Source organism: Bacillus sp. UNCCL81, assembly GCF_900112535.1.
Lineage (GTDB): Bacteria > Bacillota > Bacilli > Bacillales > Bacillaceae_G > Gottfriedia > Gottfriedia luciferensis_B.
The window spans coordinates 20,376-43,520 of the sequence record NZ_FOMF01000009.1 but is presented as its reverse complement, the minus strand read 5'-3'; the positions used below and the strand labels follow the sequence as shown (position 1 = coordinate 43,520).

21 protein-coding genes and 1 other annotated feature are annotated in these 23,145 nt (G+C 31.5%); of the genes, 13 read left to right on the top strand and 8 right to left on the bottom strand.

The genetic code is table 11. From position 1 onward, the window contains the following. Positions 1-77 precede the first annotated feature (77 nt). Positions 78-1,076: a tryptophan--tRNA ligase gene (gene trpS / locus BM319_RS18300; RefSeq protein ID WP_091024024.1), complete on the bottom strand. Its 999-nt coding sequence runs from the start codon at positions 1,074-1,076 to the stop codon at positions 78-80. 60 nt (positions 1,077-1,136) lie between these two features. After that, positions 1,137-1,365: a binding site (T-box leader), on the bottom strand. 58 nt (positions 1,366-1,423) lie between these two features. After that, entirely contained in the window at positions 1,424-1,798 is a 375-nt protein-coding gene (locus BM319_RS18295) for a DUF3899 domain-containing protein (RefSeq protein ID WP_084006802.1), read from the bottom strand. Between the two features lie 827 nt (positions 1,799-2,625). Here BM319_RS18295 and opp3b point away from each other — a divergent pair. The 4 genes from opp3b to BM319_RS18275 are packed head-to-tail and all read left to right on the top strand — an operon-like array spanning position 2,626 to position 6,573. Continuing rightward, on the top strand, positions 2,626-3,552 hold the full coding sequence (gene opp3b / locus BM319_RS18290; protein ID WP_069032981.1) for an oligopeptide ABC transporter permease: 927 nt from the start codon (positions 2,626-2,628) through the stop codon (positions 3,550-3,552). A gap of 3 nt (positions 3,553-3,555) precedes the next feature. After that, positions 3,556-4,578: an oligopeptide ABC transporter permease gene (gene opp3C / locus BM319_RS18285; protein WP_069032982.1), complete on the top strand. Its 1,023-nt coding sequence runs from the start codon at positions 3,556-3,558 to the stop codon at positions 4,576-4,578. Positions 4,579-4,598: 20 nt separating this feature from the next. Beyond that, positions 4,599-5,648 carry an ABC transporter ATP-binding protein gene (locus BM319_RS18280; RefSeq protein ID WP_069032983.1) on the top strand — a complete coding sequence of 350 codons (1,050 nt, stop codon included), beginning with the start codon at positions 4,599-4,601 and terminating at the stop codon, positions 5,646-5,648. Continuing rightward, positions 5,638-6,573 (top strand): ABC transporter ATP-binding protein, encoded by a 936-nt coding sequence (locus tag BM319_RS18275; protein ID WP_069032984.1) that lies wholly within the window; start codon positions 5,638-5,640, stop codon positions 6,571-6,573. The genes BM319_RS18280 and BM319_RS18275 overlap by 11 nt, the downstream gene beginning before the upstream one ends. Before the next feature lie 972 nt (positions 6,574-7,545). Here BM319_RS18275 and BM319_RS18270 read toward each other — a convergent pair. After that, a complete protein-coding gene (locus tag BM319_RS18270) occupies positions 7,546-7,749 on the bottom strand; it encodes a hypothetical protein (protein WP_069032985.1) in 204 nt (67 codons plus the stop codon). Between the two features lie 527 nt (positions 7,750-8,276). On the opposite strand from BM319_RS18270, the gene spxA reads away from it, so the two are divergent. Further along, the gene (gene spxA, locus BM319_RS18265) at positions 8,277-8,675 is read left to right on the top strand and encodes a transcriptional regulator SpxA (protein ID WP_056473638.1); all 399 of its coding nucleotides are present in this window, start codon (positions 8,277-8,279) and stop codon (positions 8,673-8,675) included. A 135-nt stretch (positions 8,676-8,810) separates the two neighbouring features. Here the strand turns inward: spxA and BM319_RS18260 are convergent, their stop codons facing one another. Then, positions 8,811-9,482: a TerC family protein gene (locus BM319_RS18260; protein ID WP_069033046.1), complete on the bottom strand. Its 672-nt coding sequence runs from the start codon at positions 9,480-9,482 to the stop codon at positions 8,811-8,813. A 319-nt stretch (positions 9,483-9,801) separates the two neighbouring features. Between BM319_RS18260 and mecA the strand changes: the two genes are divergently transcribed. The 4 genes from mecA (at position 9,802) to pepF (ending at position 15,325) form a co-directional block, all read left to right on the top strand. Further along, a complete protein-coding gene (gene mecA / locus BM319_RS18255) occupies positions 9,802-10,473 on the top strand; it encodes an adaptor protein MecA (protein WP_091024022.1) in 672 nt (223 codons plus the stop codon). Between the two features lie 50 nt (positions 10,474-10,523). Next, positions 10,524-12,071 (top strand): cardiolipin synthase, encoded by a 1,548-nt coding sequence (cls, locus tag BM319_RS18250; protein WP_069032987.1) that lies wholly within the window; start codon positions 10,524-10,526, stop codon positions 12,069-12,071. Between the two features lie 174 nt (positions 12,072-12,245). Further along, positions 12,246-13,451 (top strand): competence protein CoiA, encoded by a 1,206-nt coding sequence (locus BM319_RS18245; protein WP_091024020.1) that lies wholly within the window; start codon positions 12,246-12,248, stop codon positions 13,449-13,451. 53 nt (positions 13,452-13,504) lie between these two features. Next, positions 13,505-15,325, top strand: coding sequence for an oligoendopeptidase F (gene pepF, locus BM319_RS18240; RefSeq protein ID WP_091024019.1), 1,821 nt, complete (start codon positions 13,505-13,507; stop codon positions 15,323-15,325). A 272-nt stretch (positions 15,326-15,597) separates the two neighbouring features. Here pepF and BM319_RS18235 read toward each other — a convergent pair whose 3' ends face one another. After that, the gene (locus tag BM319_RS18235; RefSeq protein ID WP_069032990.1) at positions 15,598-16,470 is read right to left on the bottom strand and encodes a DsbA family protein; all 873 of its coding nucleotides are present in this window, start codon (positions 16,468-16,470) and stop codon (positions 15,598-15,600) included. A 735-nt stretch (positions 16,471-17,205) separates the two neighbouring features. Continuing rightward, entirely contained in the window at positions 17,206-17,796 is a 591-nt protein-coding gene (locus BM319_RS18230; RefSeq protein WP_091024017.1) for a CYTH domain-containing protein, read from the bottom strand. Between the two features lie 136 nt (positions 17,797-17,932). Here BM319_RS18230 and BM319_RS18225 point away from each other — a divergent pair, with 136 nt between their 5' ends. From BM319_RS18225 to BM319_RS18210, 4 genes are read left to right on the top strand one after another with little or no spacing between them, the layout of a single operon-like run. Next, a complete protein-coding gene (locus BM319_RS18225) occupies positions 17,933-18,313 on the top strand; it encodes a UPF0738 family protein (RefSeq protein ID WP_069032992.1) in 381 nt (126 codons plus the stop codon). A 15-nt stretch (positions 18,314-18,328) separates the two neighbouring features. Continuing rightward, positions 18,329-18,952: a GTP diphosphokinase gene (gene yjbM / locus BM319_RS18220; protein ID WP_069032993.1), complete on the top strand. Its 624-nt coding sequence runs from the start codon at positions 18,329-18,331 to the stop codon at positions 18,950-18,952. Positions 18,953-18,967: 15 nt separating this feature from the next. Next, on the top strand, positions 18,968-19,759 hold the full coding sequence (locus tag BM319_RS18215; RefSeq protein ID WP_069032994.1) for an NAD kinase: 792 nt from the start codon (positions 18,968-18,970) through the stop codon (positions 19,757-19,759). 13 nt (positions 19,760-19,772) lie between these two features. After that, positions 19,773-20,660, top strand: coding sequence for an RluA family pseudouridine synthase (locus BM319_RS18210; RefSeq protein ID WP_091024197.1), 888 nt, complete (start codon positions 19,773-19,775; stop codon positions 20,658-20,660). A gap of 192 nt (positions 20,661-20,852) precedes the next feature. Here the strand turns inward: BM319_RS18210 and prpE are convergent, their stop codons facing one another. Both prpE and BM319_RS18200 read right to left on the bottom strand, forming a co-directional pair. Continuing rightward, complete coding sequence (gene prpE / locus BM319_RS18205) at positions 20,853-21,611, bottom strand: bis(5'-nucleosyl)-tetraphosphatase PrpE (protein ID WP_069032995.1); 759 nt, start codon at positions 21,609-21,611, stop codon at positions 20,853-20,855. A gap of 155 nt (positions 21,612-21,766) precedes the next feature. Next, complete coding sequence (locus tag BM319_RS18200) at positions 21,767-22,930, bottom strand: FtsW/RodA/SpoVE family cell cycle protein (RefSeq protein ID WP_069032996.1); 1,164 nt, start codon at positions 22,928-22,930, stop codon at positions 21,767-21,769. Between the last annotated feature and the right edge of the window lie 215 nt (positions 22,931-23,145).

Sequence of the window (23,145 nt, the reverse complement as noted above, 5' to 3'; positions counted from 1 at the left end):
GTAAAGAAAAAGGTGTCTCTAAAGTCCTTTGACTTATAAGACACCCATTACTATTTTAATTTTTACGTAAAACAGAATTATTTTTTTCTTTTGCGACCTAATCCAATAGCATTTTCCATTTTTTTAATCATTTTACTCGCAACGGCATTTGCTTTTGCAGCTCCTGCATCTAAAATATCATCTAATTCAGTTGAAGAAATAATTTCTTTATAGCGTTCTTGTAAAGGACGTAATCCATTTACTACTACATCTGCAACATCTTGTTTGAATTCTCCATAATTTTTACCAACGTATTTATTTTCCAATTCCTGAATTGTTTCACCAGTAAATGCTGAGTAAATGCTTAATAAATTTGAAATACCAGGCTTATTTTCTTTATCATACTTAACAATGCCTTCAGAGTCAGTTACAGCACTTTTAATTTTCTTTTCAATTACTTTCGGATCGTCTAAAACAAAGATCGTAGCTTTTTGATTTTCATCGGATTTACTCATTTTTTTAGTTGGATCAGCTAAACTCATAATTCTAGCAGCGTCTTTACTAATTCTAACTTCAGGGATTGTAAAGATATCGTTATATTTCTTATTAAAACGCTCTGCTAAGTCACGAGTAAGCTCTAAATGTTGCTTTTGGTCATCTCCAACTGGAACTAAGTGGGTACCGTATAAAAGTATATCTGCGGCCATTAAAGGTGGGTAAGTTAATAAAGCAGCAGATACACCATCTTTACCAGTTGATTTATCTTTAAACTGTGTCATACGCTCTAATTCACCGATATATGATATACATTGCATCATCCATCCTGCTTGAGCGTGTGCAGGTACTTCAGATTGAATGAAAATAGTTGATTTTTCTGGGTCTAATCCAGCAGCAACATAGATTGCAGAGAGACTTTGAATGTTTTTACGTAAAGCAAGTCTGTCTTGAGGAACTGTTATTGCATGTTGATCAACAATACAGAAATAACAGTTATAATCATTTTGTAATTCAATGAATTGTTTAACCGCACCTAAATAGTTACCTAAAGTAATACCTCCAGATGATGTTGGTTGAATTCCACTAAAAATAGTTTGCATCTTAAAATCCTCCTAAATTAAGCTAATTAAAATAAAAAAAGCGGCATAATCTCTCTATTACATAGAGACGATTAAACCGCGGTACCACTCTAGTTATTCCAAATAAGGAATCACTTATGCATGAAATCATGCTCTCATCTATCGTTTGAGTTACGTCGAAGCCTACTTATACTATATGTTCGGTTCGAAGCTCAGAAGTCCATTCGACAGGGAGCATGACTTGTTTTCACCATCCACAAGCTCTCTTAACATGCTAAATCTGTGTACTACTCTTCTTCATAGCTTATATATACTTTCTATAGATAATATCTTAATTATATTCAACTTTCAAGATGTTGATACATCATTTAGTAAATAATGATAAAACTGAATAAAAAAGAAAGGATAACTAAAGTAATTGAAGCCATAAGTAATGGTTTTGTAATTGAAAATCTATATCTTCTATAGATCATATCCTTTTTAACAGTAAGTGATTCATCACCAGTCATCTCTGCCATCTGTTGGTCTCTCGTTCCGAAAACTTTACGCATTCCAAAGCGAGTGATATTAAAAAATCCACTTTGTACGATTAGTAAAAAACCACCTATAACAAATAATGTTAGTCCGATATAGAATATCGTGTTCGTGAAATGAAGGAAAAAGTTTAATGTTCCTTGGGTAAGAGAAAAGATTGCTGCTAGTACTATCGTAGATAATACGACAATAATATAGTGTTTCGACATTTAATTTGTGATCCTCCTGTTGGAAAGAATTATATCTTGTAGACTTAATAATGCTATACTATAATAACATTGTAAACAGTTTCAACTAATCGTTACAAAATATTTTTAAATTTTTAGCATTTTTAAGACAATTCTCTTTATTTTAACAAATTATTTAATTTTATTTGTCAAAATTGTTGTAAAACTCTAATAAAAATGTATAATAAAATTTGTAGAAAAAAATCGATACTTATCGAAAATTCTACTATAAAAATTCAGAATTGTATATTAACTTTCTGCATTTTAACCTACATTGCATTAGCATCTTAGGGGGTATACATCATGGATTGTGAGATATGTTACGATAAATAAATTTGCTATACAGGAATTGTAAATTTAATTTTTGGATTAGCATTCATTTTTTTACCAAATTTATGAATAAATATCTAAATTAGCTGTTTTTTATAAGGATCCCAGTTCAACTAATTAGGGAGAAATTGCAAGAAATAATCTGTTTAGAATAATAATTTAGAATTTTCCAGTAAAAAAATATTGACCAAAAGCGTCATTACGAATACGCTTACATTGTTGGAAAAAAAAGCTTAAGCAAAAATTTACACCATTTTACATCAAATGAAAAAAAAGGATTAAATGATTAATCCCATGTTTGAGAATAATATGGACAAGAAGTTAAATCGATCGAAAAAATTAAAGAATTATAATTGGTACTAAAGAGTATGTGGTATAGATCCAATAGGGGAAAGGTCCAAATGCTCTCATTTTTACAAAAGAATTATCAAAAAATAAAAAAAATAAAATATTTTTTAAATTAATAGGGGGGTGCAGTTGTGGGACGTTACGTGCTACAGAGATTTATTTACATGTTTGTCACACTATTTTTGATTTGTACTGTTACATTTTTCTTAATGAAGTTGTTACCAGGTTCTCCATTAAAAAACCCAGAGAAATTAACACCTGACCAAAAGCAAATTATTTTTGCTAAATATGGGTTAGATAAGCCAGTTCCTGTACAATATGCAAATTACATGAAAAATCTTGCTAAAGGTGATTTAGGAGATTCATATAAATACGATAATCGTAAAGTAACTGATATGATCTCGACTCGTATTGGTCCATCAGCTCAATTAGGTGCTCAAGCACTATTATTAGGAACATTTATCGGATTAATCTTCGGTATCGTAGCAGCATTAAAAAATAATACTATATGGGACTACGGTTCTACTGTTCTAGCAGTTTTAGGTATCTCGATTCCCTCATTCGTATTCGGGGCAATCTTACAGTATTATTTGGCAGTAAAATTACATTGGTTCCCGGTAGCATATTGGGAAAGCTTTAAATACACGATTCTACCAACAATTGCATTATCAGTATTCGTTACAGCAACAGTAGCTCGATTCTCAAGAACTGAGTTAATCGAAGTTATGAACTCAGAGTATATCGTAACAGCAAAAGCAAAAGGTATCTCGCAAGTAGGCGTAATCATTAAGCATGCACTACGAAATGCATTAATTCCAGTAGTTACAATTTTAGGTCCAATGGCTGTAAACTTAATGACTGGTACATTAGTTATTGAAAATATGTTTGCTGTACCTGGACTAGGTTCTCAATTCGTTAACTCAATTGTAACAAATGACTACTCAGTAATTATGGGTACAACGATTTTCTATAGTGCATTATTATTAATAGTAATCTTCGTTGTAGATATTTTATACGGTGTAATTGATCCACGTATCCGTTTAGCAGGAGGTAAATAAATAATGAACAACAACACAGCTCAAAAAATTTCATCTGATTTATTCCAACCTGCAAACGTAGATTTGAATAATGCAGACAAAATTACAAGACCTTCGGATTCTTTTTGGAAAGATGCAAGAAGACGTTTTAGAAAAAATAAAGGTGCAATGTTAGGGTTTATTATCCTAGGTATCTTATTATTCTTTACATTATTTGGTCCAATGATGAGTGGACACTCATATAAAGACCAAGACTTAAAAAGATCAAAATTACCACCAAAAATTGGTGTATTAGAAAATGTAAAATTCTTACCATTTGACGGATATGATCAATATGGAAACGATGTATATAAAAACAAAAATATAAAAGAAAACTATTGGTTTGGTACAGATGATTTAGGTCGTGACCTTTTCACAAGAACTTGGGCTGGTGCTCGAGTATCAATCTTAATCGGTTTATTAGCAGCAGTAATTGATATGGTAATTGGTGTTACTTTTGGAGGTATTTCAGGATTCTTTGGCGGTCGAACAGATACAATCATGCAGCGTATTGCCGAAGTCTTAATGGGTGTTCCTTATCTAATCGTAGTAATCCTATTCATATTAGTATTTAAAAATCCAGGTATTCTCTCAATTGCTTTAGCGATGGTAATCACAGGTTGGGTAGGTATGTCCCGTATCGTACGTGGTCAAATGCTAAAATTAAAAAATCAAGAATTCGTATTAGCATCAAGAACTTTAGGTGCAACAAATACTCAATTAATTGGAAAACACTTAATACCAAATATTATGGGTCCGATCATCGTAATGATGATGTTCACGATTCCAAGTGCAATCTTCGCTGAAGCGTTCTTAAGCTTCATCGGATTAGGTATTGCACCACCAAAAGCATCATTAGGTTCGTTAGTAAGTGATGGCTTCAAATCATTACAAACTTTCCCTCATATGATGATTATTCCAGCGGTTGTAATCAGCTTATTAATTTTAAGTTTCAACTTAATTGCTGACGGATTACGCGACGCTTTAGATCCAAAAATGAGTAAGTAATTTTGAAGGGAGAATGAACTATGAGTAAATTATTAGAAGTAAAAGATCTGTGTGTCTCCTTTTATACTCATGCTGGTGAAGTTCAAGCAGTACGCGGAGTTTCATTTGATCTTAAAAAAGGTGAGACATTAGCAATTGTAGGTGAATCTGGTTCAGGTAAATCAGTTACATCTAAAGCATTAATGGGGTTAATACCAAACCCTCCAGGTAAAATTAAGAGCGGTGAAATCTTATTCGATGGAAAAGATTTAGCTAAATTAAGCGATAAAGAAATGCAAAATATTCGTGGAAAAGAAATCTCAATGATTTTCCAAGATCCTATGACTTCTTTAAATCCAGTATTAACAATTGGATATCAAATAACAGAAGGTCTAATAAAGCATCAAAAAATGAGTAAAACTGAGGCAAAGAAAATTGCTTTAGAATTAATCAATCTTGTAGGAATTCCAAATGCTGAAGATCGTTTTAAACAATATCCACACCAATTCTCTGGCGGTATGAGACAACGTGTTGTTATTGCAATGGCGTTAGCATGTAATCCAAAATTATTAATCGCCGATGAGCCAACAACAGCTCTTGACGTTACAATTCAAGCTCAGATTCTTGAGTTAATGAAAGAAATTCAAAGAAAAACTGATTCAGCAATTATCTTTATTACACATGATTTAGGTGTAGTTGCGAATGTTGCGGATAAAGTTGCAGTTATGTATGCAGGTAGAGTAGTTGAAATGGGAACTGTAGACGATATTTTCTACAATCCAAAACATCCTTACACTTGGGGACTTTTAGCTTCAATGCCAGACTTAGATAATGAACAAGGAGCAGAATTAGTAGCAATTCCTGGTACACCACCAGATCTATTAAATCCTCCAAAAGGTGATGCGTTTGCACCACGTAATCCAAATGCTTTAAAAATTGACTATGAAATGGAACCTCCTATGTTTAAAGTGTCTGATACACACTACGCTGCAACATGGCTATTACATGAGGATGCTCCAAAAGTTGAACCACCTGAAGCCGTTAAGAAGCGTATTCAACGAATGAAGGAAGGTGAAGTAAATGTCAAATAATGCAGAAAAATTAGTTGAAGTTAAAAATCTAAAACAATACTTTAATACAGGTAAAACAACAGTTAAAGCAATCGATGATGTTACATTTGACATTTTCCGTGGAGAAACTTTCGGTTTAGTAGGTGAATCAGGTTCTGGTAAATCTACAACTGGACGTTCAATCATTCGATTATATGATGCGACTGATGGACAAGTAATTTTTGATGGTGAAGATGTACATGGTAAGAAAAGTCGTAAAGAGCTAAAGCAGTTTAACCGTCGTATGCAAATGATTTTCCAAGATCCATACGCTTCATTAAACCCGCGTATGAAAGTTGCAGACATCATTGCAGAAGGTATTGATATTCATGGATTAGCTCGTAACAAAGAAGAGCGCATGAAAATGGTTTATGACTTACTTGAAACAGTAGGTTTAAATAAAGAACACGCTAACCGTTTCCCACATGAATTCTCAGGTGGACAACGTCAACGTATCGGTATTGCAAGAGCACTTGCTGTACAACCAGAATTTATTATCGCCGATGAGCCAATCTCTGCTCTAGACGTGTCAATTCAAGCTCAGGTTGTAAACTTAATGAGAAAGCTTCAAAAGGAAAAAGGTTTAACATATCTATTTATCGCCCATGATTTATCAATGGTTAAGTACATTAGTGACCGTATCGGTGTAATGTACCATGGTAAAATTGTTGAACTTGCAGATAGTAATGAATTATATGATTACCCGATGCATCCTTACACAAAATCATTATTATCAGCAATTCCGCTTCCAGATCCTGTTTATGAGCGCAATCGTAAACGTATCGTTTATGATCCAAAACAACACGATTATTCAAACGAGGAACCAAAATTACGTGAAGTTCGTCCTGGACATTTCGTACTTTGCTCTGAAGCAGAATTTAAAAATTATCAACAAATGTATAAATAATAAATCAATCCTAGTGAGTTTATCGCTAGGATTTTTTTATTGGATTAGGTAGAAAAACAAAAGATGATGGGTTCCTGGGTAATTAGAAAATCAAAAAGATGGAAATAGGTTTTTCATAAGAAGTCCATGAGTAAGTAAAAGAGCAAAAAGAAGTAAATTGGTTCCTCTTGAGAAGTTCATGAGTAAGTAAAACAGGAAAAATAAGCAAATGGTTACTCATGAGGGGTTCATGAGTAAGTAAAACAGGAAAAAAAAGCAAAATGGTCCTTCATGAGAGGTTCATGAGGAAGTAAAACAAGAAAAAAAGCAAAATGGTTACTCATGAGACGTTCATGAGGAAGTAAAACAGAAAAAAAAGCAAAATGGTTACTCATGAGGGGTTCATGAGTAAGTAAAACAGGAAAAAAAGCAAAATGGTTACTTAAGAGGGGTTCATGAGGAAGTAAAAGAGGAAAAAAAAGCAAAATGGTTACTCATAAGAGGTTCATGAGGAAGTAAAACAGCGAAAAAAAGCAAAATGATTCCTCATGAGGGATCCATGAGGAAGTAAAACAGCGAAAAAAAGCAAAATGGTTACTCATGAGAGGTTCATGAGGAAGTAGAAATACAAAAATAAGAAAAAACGTTTCTCAAAAAAGTTCAAGGGGATGTGAAAAAACAGAAGCCGAAAATATCTTACCCATTAAACATTCATACAAGTTAAGGGAAAATTAAGGTGGAGGTTTTATAATGAAAAGTGTAGATAAGGCTAGGTATAATAATGGTAGGACAAGCTTAGAAGAAAATTAATCTAGAGTGACAATGATAACCAAATTTTGAATTCAAAGCCCCTGAATTTAATATTTCAAAGTACTGTACCAAAGGCGAACTAGGGACCTTAATCAATTCTACATTAGTTATACACTAAACCTTATCAAGGCAAAAAAAAGAAAGGGCCTTTGCCCTTTTTTTAATCGAAATTTCTGACTGTTTTTAATAAGTTTTTTTACGGAACTTACCTTGGCCACCAACTTGTTTGAAGTTTGCAGACATTCTGTCAGACATATCAACAAATTGACTTTTTTTACTTCTACCAAATATTTTTTCGCCAATCGCGTTTGTAAACACACCATTAAGTGCAGTAATTCCAATTACTAATACTGCAACAATCAATAGATCAGTTATGTAAGCTGCCATAAGATTAGCCTCCTAGGAATGTAAGCGTTACTATTATTGTATTAAAAATTTGGTGAAATAGAAAGAATAAATAAGCTTTTTCCGAATAATTATTTTTGGGTCTTTTATAGAGCAATCTGGCTTTTAGTATTGTAATTTATAAGACTAAAGTTGTGTGAAACGAAAGGGGTACTTGACTACTTTGGGAAATGCTGTTCGTTGGTAAGTGACTGCAAAATCGGTTGAAACTTGGAAGCAGGTTTTATTTACGGATAGTGAGGTTTAAGGCGTGAAAAGCAGCATTCACATACGAAAAATGTATAAAAAAATTAGCCAATATTTTACTTGTAAATTTACTGAAAATTGTACACCTTTTGTATAGGTTTTTTTAAATTTTATTACAAATTTGTATATATTTATTTTGCGCAATACTGTATAATGTGAACATATGGTGGTAGATTAAACTAATTATAATTAACCAATTCTTATAAATTAATACACATAACTATATTACTTTTATTTAAAAGAGTAGTTAGGGGGAGAGCAAAATGGTAATTTTGTATAATTCACCAAGTTGTACGTCTTGTCGAAAAGCAAAAATGTGGCTAGAAGATAATAATATTCCTTATAAAGAAAGAAATATTTTTTCAGAACCATTATCAATTAATGAGATTAAACAAATTTTACGTATGACTGAAAGTGGTACTGATGAAATTATATCAACAAGATCAAAAATTTTCCAAGAATTAAATGTAGACTTAGAAAGTCTTCCTTTACAAGACTTATATGAAATCATTCAGAAATATCCTGGTTTACTTAGAAGACCGATTATTATTGATGAGAAACGTTTACAAGTTGGTTATAATGAAGATGAAATTAGAAGATTTTTACCACGTTCTGTTCGCACATATCAATTACGTGAAGCGCAACGTTTAGTAAATGAGTAAATCTACGTTTTGAATTGTGAAAAAAATTACAATTCTTGATTAAGATTCTCAATCATATTGAACAAATACTTATTCATATTATATAAAAAGCTGTAAAAAGTTAAATGCATACTTTTTACAGCTTTTTTTTAACAATTAGGATGTTCGCTTACGGTATCGAATATTATTAAAATAGTAACCTATAACAATGGTGAAAATTATACAAGATGAACCGACAATTAATTCCATATCGTTCCGCCCGTTTATATATTGACTGATAAATGGCTCGTCTATTAACATTTTACTAGCTGTTATTGAAAGTACAGAAGCCCCTACAAAACTCAATATTGGATATCTTTCTAAAAACCATAAAACGATTTTACTTCCCCAAATAATAATTGGAATTGAGATGGAAAGGCCTAAAATGACTAATGATGGCTTTCCGTTTGATGCCCCAGCTATTGCTAATACGTTATCAATCCCCATAACTAAATCAGCAAACACAATTGTACGAATTGCATGGAAAACTGTGTAGTTCTCCTTTATAGAAGGGTTGTCATCCTCCTGAATAATTAATTTGCAAGCTATGTACAAAAGTAATATTCCGCCAATTAAATGCAAGAATGGGACTTTAAGGACGAAAATTGCACCTATTGTTAGGATAATCCGTAAAACAATTGCGGTAATACTACCGAAAATGATCGCTATGTTACGTTGCTTATATGGTAATTTTCTACATGCTAATGCAATGACAATAGCATTATCTCCACCTAAAACAATGTCTATAATTACAATCATTAAAAAGGACCATATATAATGAAGATCTATCATGAATTCACCTCTCTTATTAAAAGCTTTAAATGATTGTCCTAATATTAATAGGTATATGATGATTTTTAAAAAATAGGTGAATTTTATTTCCAAAATTTTAAATTGTATCATAAAATATAATTGTAGTTACTATTCGCATTTAATAAATTTTCATGGTAAGATAGATAAAAATTTACTTATTATAGCTAAATTTTTAAGAGTATTTTTCTAATTTACTATTTCAGAATTTTATATTTAACATAAATTTCTTTTACTTTATTTATTCTATTTCGTCTAACGCAATTACTTGTTGTTCATTAAAGGAGGGGGAAAACAAATGGAAATAGAAAGAATTAATGAAAATACGTTTAAGTTCTCCATATCCTACTTAGACATCGAGGAGAGAGGTTTCTCTAAAGATGAAGTATGGTTAGATCGAGAAAGAAGTGAAGAGCTTTTCTGGGAATTAATTGATGAAGCGCATTTGACTGAGGAATTCATTGCTGGTGGCCCCCTATGGATTCAGGTACAGGCACTAGACAAGGGTTTAGAAGTTGTTGTAACAAAGGCTGTGATTTCTAAAGACGGCAAAAAAGTAGAAGTGAATTTAGGTGAAGGAGAAAAGAATTTAGAAATTCCATTTATCTCTGTAGATGATGAAGATGATGCAGTTGAAGATGATGATGACGATATTTTTGAATCGATGGATGAAGAAGAAACTGAGCTTATTCTATCCTTTAAAAATTTTGAAGACATTATTTCATTATCACATGCTGTGAATCAAGAATCATTTGAAACTACACTTTATTCATTCCAAGATTATTACTATCTTTATGTTAAATTTGAAGAAGAATTGCTTGATGAAGTTCAAGTTGATTACTTATCATCTATGTTACTTGAATATGGTCATCGTTCAAAAGTAACTATACATGTTTTAGAGGAATACGGAAAATTGATTTATGAAAAAACAGCTTTACCTCATTTTAAATCAATTTTTCCATTATTGTAATAGCCGATGCCTTAGGGATCGGTTTCTTTTCTTTATAAAGGAGAATATTGATGCAATTTCGATTAAAGATTTTAATATTTCTATCAATTGTTGTATGCATTTTATATTTTGCTTCTCCAACTATTAAATTCATTTGGTTAATGAATTTTGCATTTTTTGAAAAATCTACTATTTTTAGATTAATAAGTGTAATGTTCTCGATAACGGCTATAGGTGTTTCGATTATTATTTTCCTAGAAAATAGAAATCCTGCTAGAACTTTAACATGGATCATTCTTTTGGCCATTTTCCCGTTATTCGGTTTTGTTTTTTATTTAATTTTTGGACAAAATTACAAAAAGAAAATGGTCTATCGAAAAAAAGCAATTAATGATCAAAATGCAAATGGTTTAATTAGTGGATCAGAAGATGTAGAAGTGAAAGATTTTATAGCGCAAAATCAAAGATTAGAGTATCTAATAAATATCGCAGCTAAACAGAGTAATACACCAGTCACAATGAATACCTTTACAAAAGTTCTTACAAACGGAAGTGAAACATTTCCAAAAATAATTGAGGAACTAAAAAAAGCGAAGCACCATATTCATATCGAATTCTATATCGTAAGAAATGATGAGATTGGTAATCAGCTAAAAGATATTCTAATTGAAAAGGCACAAAATGGAGTAAAGGTTCGATTTCTCTATGACGCTGTAGGTAGTTGGAAATTATCAAGAAATTTTGTAAAAGACTTACGAAAAGCTGGTGTAGAAATACTACCATTTTCTCCAGTTAAAATTCCAGTTTTAAACGATACGATAAATTACCGAAACCATCGGAAAATTATTGTCATAGATTCGAATGTAGGATTTGTTGGCGGCTTAAATATTGGAGATGAGTATTTAGGGAAAGACCATTATTTCGGAAAGTGGCGTGATACCCATCTATATCTTAATGGAGAAGGTGTACGAACACTACAATTCATATTCTTGCAAGATTGGTATTATATGACGAATGAGTTAATTGATGACAAAGAATATTTTGACATTAATGCTAGTAGTTATTCTTCCAAAGGAGCAATACAACTTGTATCTGGTGGACCAGACCGAAAGCATGAAGTGATAAAAGAGTTGTTTTTTGCAATGATTACAAGTGCAAGGAAAAGTATATACATTGCTTCACCATATTTTGTTCCTGATGAAGATATATTAACTGCTCTTAAAGTTGCAGCAAATGGTGGGGTCAAAGTAAAAATTCTAATGCCTGATCGTCCCGATAAGAAAATCGTATTTTATGCTTCGCGTTCATACTTTCCAGAGTTATTAGAAGCAGGGGTCGAAATCTATGAATATAGACAAGGATTCTTACACAGTAAAATATTGATTGTAGATGATGAAATCGCATCTGTTGGAACGGCAAATATGGATATGAGAAGCTTCCGTTTAAACTTCGAGGTCACTGCATTTTTATATTTAGAGGAAAGTATTAATCACTTAGTTAATGATTTTAATAATGATATCCGTGATTCTGAAGCAATTATTTTTAATGATTTTAAAAAGAGACCTATATACAAAAGGATATTTGAATCATTATCAAGATTAATGGCACCACTTTTGTAACGAGCTATCTTATTGATAGAACATTGATAGAACATTTTTATAATATTTCATATAGTCACCTACCAAATAGAAAATTTAATTTGGTAGGTTTTTTAATTGAAAAATCGTTTTTTATTTTTTTGAAGGATAATGCGATATGAATAGTGAAGTAATTTGGAAAGGAGGTAGTGGTATATGATCGTCGCATTAAATACAAAACGGCATACTATTAATTTATTTGAAGTCAAAACAACAGAGGATTTATTAAGATTAAAGCAAAACGGACCATACTTTTGCCCCATTTGTAAAAAGCAAGTGAGGCTCAAAATTGGAGTAAAGAGGGTAACTCATTTTGCGCATATAGATTTGACCGAATGTGAAAATGAGAAAAAAGAGAGTATTGACCATTATAAAGGGAAGTTTGCTCTGTACCAATTTTTTAAAAAGTTTAATGTAAAAGTTGAGGTTGAAAAATTTATACCTGAATTAAATCAAAGACCTGATTTAATTATTAAACTTAAGACTCTTCAAATGTGTGTTGAATATCAATGTTCGGTTATTCCTTTAGAAACAATGATAAAGAGGACAAACTCTTTTAAAGATAGTGGAATGAAAGTTTTGTGGATCCTAAATGACAAACTTATAAATCAAAAGAGATGGTCATCTTTCTACATTAATTCAATTTCTATTTATTCACTTGTTAGAATAAACGTTTTTTCACTTCTCTTCTATAATCCTACATTACAATCATTTACAGTACTTTCCTCGTTAATAGCATTTTCTCCAGTCCAATATATTGGTCAAAAGGAAGTATTTCCAATAAATAATTTCAGTTTTAAGGAATTTTTATCTCCAAATAGAATAGATAAAAAGATATTTGTATCTAAATGGAATCGTTTGAAAAAGGATTTTAGACTATATCAACATTTGCAAACTAAAGGTAATTTAAAGGTTTTTAAACAGTATTTATACAATGCAAATATTAATTATTTTCCAGCGGTAATTGGAGTTCCTTTAGAAAGTAACTGCATAATTAAAGAACATTGTATCGCTTGGCAAGGGCAAATATATTTTAAATTTTTTCATGAAGTAGAAATTGGACAAATGATTTTTATAGATAATATAAATCAGTCTGTAAAAATGGAAGTACAGAATGGTAATTGGAGAGTTAATCAATTCCAAGAGAATGAAATTGTTAATTTGGAGAAATGTGTAGAAAAGTATATTGACTTTTTAGTAAAAATTAGAATCGTAAAACGTATTAATAATGGTAAAATAATGAAGATAGCTAATGCTATTATTCCATCATCATTCCAACAAGCATTGGATGAAGACTGTCTGAGCACTAATACAGCATTTGATTTGTTGTTTAATGCAAGAACTGATTCAAATGATCATTAATATCAGACACTGGAATGTTATTAATACTAATAATAATTTTAGGGGGATCAGACATGCTAGAACAAAAAGCTGTTAAAAAATTACCAACTAGAAGTGAAGTTCAAGAAGAATTAACTTGGAAGTTGGAAGATATTTATGAAACAGATGCAAAATGGGAAGCAGAGTATAAAAAAGTACTTGAATTAATCCCATCGTTTTCAGAGTTTAAAGGTAAATTAGGTGAGTCATCTCAAACACTTTTAAATGCATTGAAAAAACAGGATGAAATTTCATTTTTATTAGGGAAATTGTATACATACTCTCATATGCGTTACGATCAAGATACAACAAATTCTACATATCAAGCATTAGATGATCGTGCGAAAAATCTATACACTAAGGCTGGAAGTGCAATGTCATACTTCGTGCCTGAATTATTAACAATTTCAGAAGATACATTGAAAAAATTTATTGAAGAAAATAATGAACTGAAATTGTACGAGCACTCTTTAGAAGAAATTTTAAAACAAAAACCACATGTTCTTTCAGCAGCTGAAGAGGAAATTATGGCACAAGCTTCTGAAGTGTTATCTTCTTCTAGTAATACGTTTGGAATGTTAAATAATGCGGATTTAAAATTTCCGACCATTGAAGACGAGAATGGTGAAGAAGTAGAAATCACACATGGTCGTTATATTCACTATTTAGAAAGTGCGGATCGTCGCGTTCGAAAAGATGCTTTTGAAGCAGTTTATCATACGTATGATGCGTATAAAAACACTTTTGCAAGTACTTTAAGTGGTGCTGTAAAGAAAGATAATTTCAAGGCAAAAGTTAGAAAATATGATAATGCGCGTCATGCAGCATTAAGTAATAACGAAATTCCTGAAATTGTTTATGATCAATTAGTTTCTACTGTAAATGATAATTTAAATTTATTGCATCGTTATATTGCGATTCGTAAAAAAGCGTTAAAGCTTGATGAAATTCATATGTATGACTTATTTACTCCATTAGTAGAGGAAGTAAAAATGGAAGTTAAATATGAAGAAGCAAAAGAAATATTATTAAAAGCATTAAAACCATTAGGTGATGAATATGTTGAAATTCTAAAAGAGGCATATGAAAGCCGTTGGGTAGATGTTGTAGAAAACAAAGGAAAACGTAGCGGAGCATACTCTTCTGGTGCGTATGGTACTAATCCATATATCCTAATGAACTGGCAGGACAATGTAAATAATTTATTTACATTAGCACATGAATTTGGTCATTCAGTGCATAGTTATCATACTCGTAAAAATCAACCTTATGTTTATGGAGATTACTCAATCTTCGTAGCTGAAGTTGCTTCTACTTGTAATGAAGCAATTTTAAATGATTATTTACTAAAAAATACTGAAGATCCTAAGCAAAGACTTTATTTATTAAATCACTATTTAGAGACCTTTAGAGGAACTGTATTCCGTCAAACGATGTTTGCGGAGTTTGAACATCAGATTCACGTATTAGCTCAAAATGGTGAAGCATTAACGCCAGATTTATTAACGAAAACATATTACGAGCTTAACAAAAAATATTTTGGTGACGAGATCGTAATCGACGAGTTAATTGGTTTAGAATGGAGTAGAATTCCTCATTTCTATTACAATTACTATGTTTACCAATATGCAACAGGTTTCAGTGCAGCAACAGCACTTTCAAAACAAATTCTAGAAGAAGGCGAACCAGCAGTTGAAAGATACTTAGGCTTCTTAAAAGCAGGAAGCTCTGATTATCCAATTGAAGTATTGAAAAAAGCTGGCGTTGATATGACCTCTTCACAACCAATCGTAGAAGCATTGAAAGTATTTGAAGAAATGTTAAACGAAATGGAAGAACTTTTATTTAACGAATAACTTATTCAAACAAACACATGTAGCATCATAGCTATATGTGTTTGTTTTTTATCCTAACTTTTTCTATATCTTTATACCTACTATTTTGTGTCTAAAATGTGAAATATTTCTCAAATGGTTGCCAAACTCTAAAATAAATTGTATTATAAGGGTGTGAATTACTTCACAAACACAAATACCCCTTTGTTGAACGTGAAAATTTCTCCCATCCCCTTGATGTAAAATATTACATCAAAAAAGAGACCTAGCGAAAGCTAGGTCTTTTTTTGTTCTTAAACAACATACTGATAATAAATTTGATCTTTTTGAACAATTTTCTTAACTTTTCTACGTAGGATTAATTTTTTTAATTCTAACTCCATACATTGAGTAGATTGTTCGTAAATCATACATAATTCTTTAATCGTAACAAACGGTTGGAATTTAATGAATTCAGCTAAATCAGGCAGTTCTCGTTTTTCTAATTTTGTATTAGTCATTAGTTCTAAAATTTTTACATAAGTCTGATAGCTTTCAAAACCAGAAACTTTCAAACCTTCTTCTTCAATATTTTCATTAAAAAATACAACGCTTGGAATTTCAGTTACATGCATTTCTTTCGTAACTTTAATATCACATTGCAAAGCTTTAATAGAGTGGGTACTGTGTAAATCTTCCATAAACTCTTTTACATCAATATTTATATCTTTAGCACATTCGATAAGAACATCTTGATCTGTAATGTCTAAATCCTTCAAGAAATAATATTCTTGTAACTTCTTTAAGTAGTTAACGCCAGCAACTCTACCTTGAAGCTCAGCTGCTTTTAATGCAATTGCAGAGTAGTATGGGTAAAGTTCTTTATTATCAATCCATAAGTGATCGTCGCAAAGGATATCCGATCTGCTAGCCGTCTTCTCCCATACGAATGCAAGCTGAGAAGGGCGTTTTTCTAATAGTTTTTTAGTTGTGTAATATCGATTAACTGGAATATAAGTAGATGAGAAATATTGACCATATTCTAAGTGGAACTTTTTTAAAATTGTACTAAAATCCCAACAATTTCTACAAAGTGGATCTATGAATACATACAATTCAATCGATTTTTTTGTACAATTCTGCTCGGGAAGCGTGATTGATTCATTTTTATATTGTTTGTCATTCATATATTTCACCCTTAATGCAATTCATAAGTCCGTACTATAACAGACTTGAAAATTAATTTGTAAGATATAACACGTTTATTCTCTAATCGTATTGTAGCAACGGATAGTTAATATTTCAAATATGATGCACTATTTTTCATTAATCTATTAATATTTCCTTAATTCATGTGAATAAGTTCATAAAAAGGGGGTGTCACAGAAATCTGAGTGGATTGCAAAATACAATTGTGAAATATATATATAAAACCGAGAGCGGAGAGTTTGATCTGCAAAAAAGGAGATTTTCTGTGTAAATAAAGAATGATCTGCAAATAAAATTCCAAAATCGCAAATAAAATCGTCATATCTGCAATTAAAAAAAGAGAAACGCAAATAAAAATAGCTATATCGCAATAAAATCCTTAGTAATAGCAAATAAGAGAAATTAATACCCATACCGGTTAAGGCATAATGACAAAAAATTGGACAAAAGTAGTTATTTTCAAATGGCAAACTAGCAAAGCAGCTTTAATTGTAGATTATCGTTTAAAAAGTTGGGTGAAATCTTCTATTTAACAATAAAAAGATTGATAAAATTGCCTTCATACTAATAAACACAAAAATATACCCTTTAGGTTTCTTCGGCGTTTAAAAATAACTATTTTCGTTGGGCTATTCAACAAACTTTACGTATACTCAGTAGGTTCACAGAGCATACGTAGACATTCCTTTTAAACTAAAAATGGTGCTCATATGTCAGTTAGTTTGATTTCCTTGTTTAACATTAAAAAAGCGTCTAATTTTATTCAAAGTTTCACGCTGAGGGATTTGTTGCTTTTCTAACAGATTGATAAACTGTTGTCTACCGATGTTTTCATCCGAAACTTCGAATTCTAACTCATAATCCTCGTGATTTAAATATGTACTATGGTCTAAAACTAAGAGCCCATTTTCATATGGAAATTCTACTCTGTTTGTTGTTAAGTCACCTATTAATACTAGGGCATTTAAGTTTAATTTTACTTCGTTGATATAATCTTTTACTTCTCCATCTGGAAGAACGAAGGTTTTTAGCATAGTTGATGCTTCAGTTTGACTTATTTTTTGATTAATTTCTAAATGTCCGACAGCTTGTTTTATTTTTAAAGTTAAAGTATAAGAAGTTAGTGACTTTTTGCGGATTCTTAATGCTCCACCATGTTCTTTAATTGTAAAATCAGGTGTCTCAAAATAATAATTAGTTTGTGATTGAAAACTTGACTCGTTAACTTGGAAATACGATTTAAGCTTTTCAAATTCCTCTTTTGTTAATAAGTTCTTAAATTCAATTTCAATTTCTTTAGCCATAATTAACTCCTTATTTTTAAGTATAATTTTTGTTATTGAATGTGCTAGTCTTCGTCTATTTTCTATTTGATATGTTACAATAGAAATGGTCAAAATTAAATAAAATACATACATTAAAAAGGTTGAGGTTTTAGTGATGAGAAAAATGCTTGAAATAAATGGAATAAATATAAATGAAGATGGTTTATTTCTGTTAATCGACGATACAAAAATGGATTTAGAACAGTGTCATGAAGTAGGAACAATGATTGCAGACTCAGACCAAGGTTCACTATTGTATATATTAGAAGAAAAAGAAGAATTTGTATATGTTACAGTTCCTTATGAATATTGGTCGGACTTGAAAAAAGCAAATGATCAAAATTTAAACGTATTTTTAAAGGTCGGCGAAAAGGATCTTTCGCTAAATAATTGGAATGAAGAGTTAACTTATTTGATCCAAAATGTTGAAGGTAATTTTAACTATGGAGAAGAATTTGTTAAGCAAGTTCAAAGTGCATTTTTAGAAGAGAAGTAAGTTGGTGGTGATTGGATGAATGGTCAATGGGAAAGTTTTTTAGCACCTTATGAACAAGCAGTAAGTGAATTGAAGGTAAAGTTAAAAGGGATTAGAAAACAGTTTGAAGAAACTAATCAGCATTCCCCAATTGAGTTTGTAACTGGGAGAGTTAAGCCTATTCATAGCATTGTTAATAAGACGATAAGAAAAGGAATTCCTTTAGCGAATTTAGAAACGGAATTACAGGATATTGCCGGTCTTAGAATGATGTGCCAATTTGTTGAGGATATTAAAAATGTAGTGGAGCTTCTTCGCAAACGCAAAGATTTTACAATTGTCGAAGAGCGAGATTATATTACAAATAAAAAGAATAGCGGGTATCGTTCTTATCATGTTGTTGTTGAATATCCAGTTCAAACAATTGAAGGAGAACGAAAAGTTTTAGTTGAAATTCAAATAAGAACTCTTGCGATGAATTTTTGGGCAACAATAGAGCATTCTTTAAATTATAAGTATAAAGGGAAATACCCTGAAAATATTCATGAACGGTTACAAAGAGCAGCTGAAGCAGCGTTTCTATTAGATGAAGAAATGTCCCTTATTAGAGGAGAGATTCAAGAGGCGCAAGCAGAGTTTTCGAAAAAAAACGACCAATAAGGAAAGGGCGAGAAAATGAAATTCGTAATTATGTCTAAGGGCGATCAAGAGTCCAATGAACTGACGAAACGAATGAGAGATTATTTAGAGAGTTTTAATTTTAAATTTGATGAAGAAGAGCCTGAAATTGTCATATCTGTAGGTGGTGACGGTACCTTACTTCATGCTTTTCATAATTACACTCATCTTCTCGATAAAGTATCTTTCGTAGGGGTTCATACTGGGCATTTAGGGTTTTACGCTGATTGGGTACCAAGTGAGGTAGAAAAGCTTGTTATTGCAATTGCTAAAACTCCATTTCAAGTAGTTGAATATCCTTTATTGGAAGTAATCATCCGTTATAAGGATGGAAGAAAAGAAATGCAAACATTAGCTTTAAATGAATGTACGATAAAAGGTCTTGAAGGTACATTAGTGATTGATGTTGAAATAAAAGGTCAGCATTTTGAGACATTTAGAGGTGACGGTCTTTGTATTTCTACACCTTCAGGAAGTACAGCGTATAATAAAGCACTTGGGGGAGCTATTATTCATCCATCAATTGAAGCAATTCAAATTGCTGAGATGGCTTCAATTAATAATCGAGTTTTTCGTACAATTGGTTCACCTCTTGTTTTACCTAAACATCATACTTGCTTACTTAAACCTGTAAGAAACGCAAATTTTCAAATTACATTAGATCATAAAACAATCGTACATCAAGATGTTAAATCGATTCAATGTCGAGTAGCTCATGAAAAAGTACGTTTTGCACGTTTTAGACCATTTCCATTTTGGAAGCGTGTCGTTGATTCTTTTGTTAAATAAAATGGTGAAGAATATGAATCAATTTAGTCTATCATGGGAAGTAAAAAAAGAGCATAATGGAATATTACTTAGAGAGTTTCTTAAATTAAAGGAGCTCTCTAAACGTGCTCTCACAGATATAAAATTTCAAGGTGGAAAAATTACAGTAAACGGTGAAGAAAAAACTGTCCGTACAATTTTAAACGAATTTGATCTTATTCAAATCTATTTTCCAATCGAGAAACCAAGTGTGGATCTTATAGCTGAAGATATTCCTTTTGAAATTGTTTATGAAGATGATGCTGTATTAGTCATCAATAAACCTTTTGGGATACCAAGTATACCTTCTAGAGAGCATCCTAATGGTACTCTTGCAAATGGATTATTATTTTATTATCAAACAATTGGGCTCCAATCCACCATCCATATAGTCACTCGATTAGACAAAGATACTTCAGGATTAATGTTAGTTGCCAAAAATCGTTATATTCATTATTTATTTTCGAAAAATGAACTAAAAAATGTACAAAGAAAGTATTTAGCAATTGTTCATGGACAAATGAATGGCACTGAAGGGGTAATATGTGCAAAGATTGCTAGGAAAAGTGATAGTATTATCGAGAGAATTGTTTCTGAAGAGGGACAAGAAGCAATCACACATTTTAAAGTCCTTGTAGTAAATAGGGACTACTCAGTTGTTGAATTAGAATTAGAAACGGGTCGAACACATCAAATCCGGGTACATATGTCTTCGATTGGACATCCATTAATCGGGGATGACTTATATGGAGGTAATACTGATCGATTAAAAAGGCAGGCGTTGCATAGCTATCAATTGTCATTTGTTCATCCAATTGATTATACGGAAAAAAACTTTGAAATCGCTTTACCTGTTGATTTAGAGAGGTTATTGGAATCGTGAATGTCAAGTAATAAATTTGTCTAAATTTTGTATAATTTATTGACAATATATGAATAATAGATTATTTTTAGTATGTAGTGTTTCTCCATGGGGATGGAAGAGACTAATATATTAAGCTGATAAGTGAGCGCTTACATTATCAGCAAAAAAGTAGGTTCCGATCAGAAACCTACTTTTTTTGTATCTATTTTCCTAAACTCTGCTTTCTTTTTCTTCGTAAAAACTAAATTTTTCTTCAATGTATGGCATGGAAGATTGTACTTGGGTATATTTATGTTCTGGATACGAAAATGCTGTAAGTTTACCACCGAAGACGGCGCCAGTATCAATATTAATTGTATTATTTAATTCTCTTGGTTCTTTTATTGGAGTATGACCATAGACAATTAGTGCTTTACCTTTATACTCTTTCGCCCAGTCTTTTCTTACAGGCATCCCATTTGGGAGCACTTCTCCATTAATATCTCCATATAAAACGAATGTTTTAACATTATTTGAATGCTTACCAATCATGTCCTCACGTATACCAGCATGACTAACAACTAATTTTCCATTGTCTAAAACATTATATAGAGGGGAGCCTTCATAAAGTTTTTTAAACGATGCTTGATAATGGCTCCTTTCTTTACCGCTAACTGATTCTAATTCAGCAACTGTTGTTTCAAGTCCATGTTGAATTTTTACATTGCGACCAAGAAAATAACGATAAAGTTTATTACAATGATTCCCTGGTGAATAATGTGCTTTCTTATGCTTTATCACAAGTTCATATACTACTTTTATAACTGCAAGCGAATTAGGTCCGCGATCCGTTAAATCACCAACAAAAACTAACTTTCGATTATCTGGGTGAACAGGAATATTGTTCTCCCACGAATAACCAAGTTTTTTAGTTAATTCAACAAATTCATTATAACAACCATGAATATCGCCTATGATATCGTATTTCATCCTATCAATCCTTTTAGTCTGTTATTTCAACTAGTAATAATCGTAGTATGCCCCAAATTAGCAGCGTAAAAGAACTTTCTAAGAAGTGTATTAAATATAAAAAAAAGAAGGGTAAAGATCTTCATTAGATCTTTACCCTTTGTATTTCTACTCTATCAGTCAAACATATACTTATTTGTTCTAGATCTTACATTAAGGATGAATCCAATTGCAAGTAAATTAGTTGCTAGAGAACTTCCTCCGTAACTTACAAATGGTAGAGTAATCCCTGTAATAGGAAGTAGACCGATCGTCATACCAATATTTTGAAAAATCTGGAAAGTAAACATTCCTACAACACCGGCACAAATATAGCTACCAAATTTGTCGTTACTTTCTAAAGCAATATGAATCATTCGATAAATTAATAAGAAGAATAATGAAATTACTACACTTGCTCCTATGAATCCGTATTGTTCACAGATTACTGTGAAAATAAAATCTGTATGTGGTTCAGGGAAGTAAGCTTCACCGTTATGGAACCCCTTACCAGTAAGCAAACCAGAACCAGCTGCCATTAATGCCTGAGTAAGCTGATAACCTTGAGAAGGGTATTCATAAGGCGCTAACCAACCGTAAAAACGATTTAATTGGTATTCCTCAAGCACATGCGATGTGAAAAATTCAAAATGATAAAAGTATAGATAAACCATGAAAGCACCAAGGGCAATCGTGAATAAAACTAGCCCAAGAATATAGCGCCAACGAATTCCAGAAATTAAAATCATTGTTGCGATAATTGCACACATAACCATTGTATTACCTAAATCAGGCTCTTTCGCAATCAGAAGTAGAGGAGGTAACGCAATACCGAATATTTTACCTAAAAGTAAAATATCTTCTCTCTTTCCACGAACAGCATACATTTCATTATGTCTTGATATAATGGTTCCTAAAATAATGATCATAAAAATTTTCATTAATTCAGATGGTTGAAAGTTACCAATACCAGGTAAGGTGTACCATGCCGTTGCACCTTTGATGGTTTTAGCACCTGGAATATGCAGTTCTAAACCAAGTAGTAGGAGTAATCCAAAACCATACATATACCAAATAACATTTTTATATCGATCAAAATCAATAATCATAATAAAGGCAATACCAACAAGTCCAATGATATACCATTTAATTTGTTGTCCAGCGAAATTGATGTTTCTTAGATTTGCAGGAAGGCTTGGCATTGCACTAGTAATTGCAAGATAACTTACAGCGGCAATACAAAAAAGGATAAAAAGTAATTTGAAATCAATTTGAAAGGGAGATGTACGGTCTTCCTTCATGTCCTCACCTCTCTATAATAAGTTTTATTAGTATGCTTTTAAATAGGCACTTTTAATGTACGACAATCATCATTATAGTTTATTTTTGTCCTTAAAGGAATTCAAAACTATAAACTCTTTTTAAATAAACTATTATATTTATATTTTTTGTGGATAAAGCTATAAATAACTTTACTATTTTCAATTCATCGTATTTGTGCTACTATTTTAGTATC

What these genes read in the sequence shown, in the direction of transcription:
- trpS (WP_091024024.1), bottom strand. Translation starts at nt 1,076, where the DNA reads ATGCAAACTATTTTTAGTGGAATTCAACCAACATCATCTGGAGGTATT.
- BM319_RS18295 (WP_084006802.1), bottom strand. Translation starts at nt 1,798, where the DNA reads ATGTCGAAACACTATATTATTGTCGTATTATCTACGATAGTACTAGCA.
- opp3C (WP_069032982.1), top strand. Translation starts at nt 3,556, where the DNA reads ATGAACAACAACACAGCTCAAAAAATTTCATCTGATTTATTCCAACCT.
- BM319_RS18280 (WP_069032983.1), top strand. Translation starts at nt 4,599, where the DNA reads ATGAGTAAATTATTAGAAGTAAAAGATCTGTGTGTCTCCTTTTATACT.
- BM319_RS18275 (WP_069032984.1), top strand. Translation starts at nt 5,638, where the DNA reads ATGTCAAATAATGCAGAAAAATTAGTTGAAGTTAAAAATCTAAAACAA.
- BM319_RS18270 (WP_069032985.1), bottom strand. Translation starts at nt 7,749, where the DNA reads ATGGCAGCTTACATAACTGATCTATTGATTGTTGCAGTATTAGTAATT.
- spxA (WP_056473638.1), top strand. Translation starts at nt 8,277, where the DNA reads ATGGTAATTTTGTATAATTCACCAAGTTGTACGTCTTGTCGAAAAGCA.
- mecA (WP_091024022.1), top strand. Translation starts at nt 9,802, where the DNA reads ATGGAAATAGAAAGAATTAATGAAAATACGTTTAAGTTCTCCATATCC.
- cls (WP_069032987.1), top strand. Translation starts at nt 10,524, where the DNA reads ATGCAATTTCGATTAAAGATTTTAATATTTCTATCAATTGTTGTATGC.
- BM319_RS18245 (WP_091024020.1), top strand. Translation starts at nt 12,246, where the DNA reads ATGATCGTCGCATTAAATACAAAACGGCATACTATTAATTTATTTGAA.
- pepF (WP_091024019.1), top strand. Translation starts at nt 13,505, where the DNA reads ATGCTAGAACAAAAAGCTGTTAAAAAATTACCAACTAGAAGTGAAGTT.
- BM319_RS18235 (WP_069032990.1), bottom strand. Translation starts at nt 16,470, where the DNA reads ATGAATGACAAACAATATAAAAATGAATCAATCACGCTTCCCGAGCAG.
- BM319_RS18230 (WP_091024017.1), bottom strand. Translation starts at nt 17,796, where the DNA reads ATGGCTAAAGAAATTGAAATTGAATTTAAGAACTTATTAACAAAAGAG.
- BM319_RS18225 (WP_069032992.1), top strand. Translation starts at nt 17,933, where the DNA reads ATGAGAAAAATGCTTGAAATAAATGGAATAAATATAAATGAAGATGGT.
- yjbM (WP_069032993.1), top strand. Translation starts at nt 18,329, where the DNA reads ATGAATGGTCAATGGGAAAGTTTTTTAGCACCTTATGAACAAGCAGTA.
- BM319_RS18215 (WP_069032994.1), top strand. Translation starts at nt 18,968, where the DNA reads ATGAAATTCGTAATTATGTCTAAGGGCGATCAAGAGTCCAATGAACTG.
- BM319_RS18210 (WP_091024197.1), top strand. Translation starts at nt 19,773, where the DNA reads ATGAATCAATTTAGTCTATCATGGGAAGTAAAAAAAGAGCATAATGGA.
- prpE (WP_069032995.1), bottom strand. Translation starts at nt 21,611, where the DNA reads ATGAAATACGATATCATAGGCGATATTCATGGTTGTTATAATGAATTT.
- BM319_RS18200 (WP_069032996.1), bottom strand. Translation starts at nt 22,930, where the DNA reads ATGAAGGAAGACCGTACATCTCCCTTTCAAATTGATTTCAAATTACTT.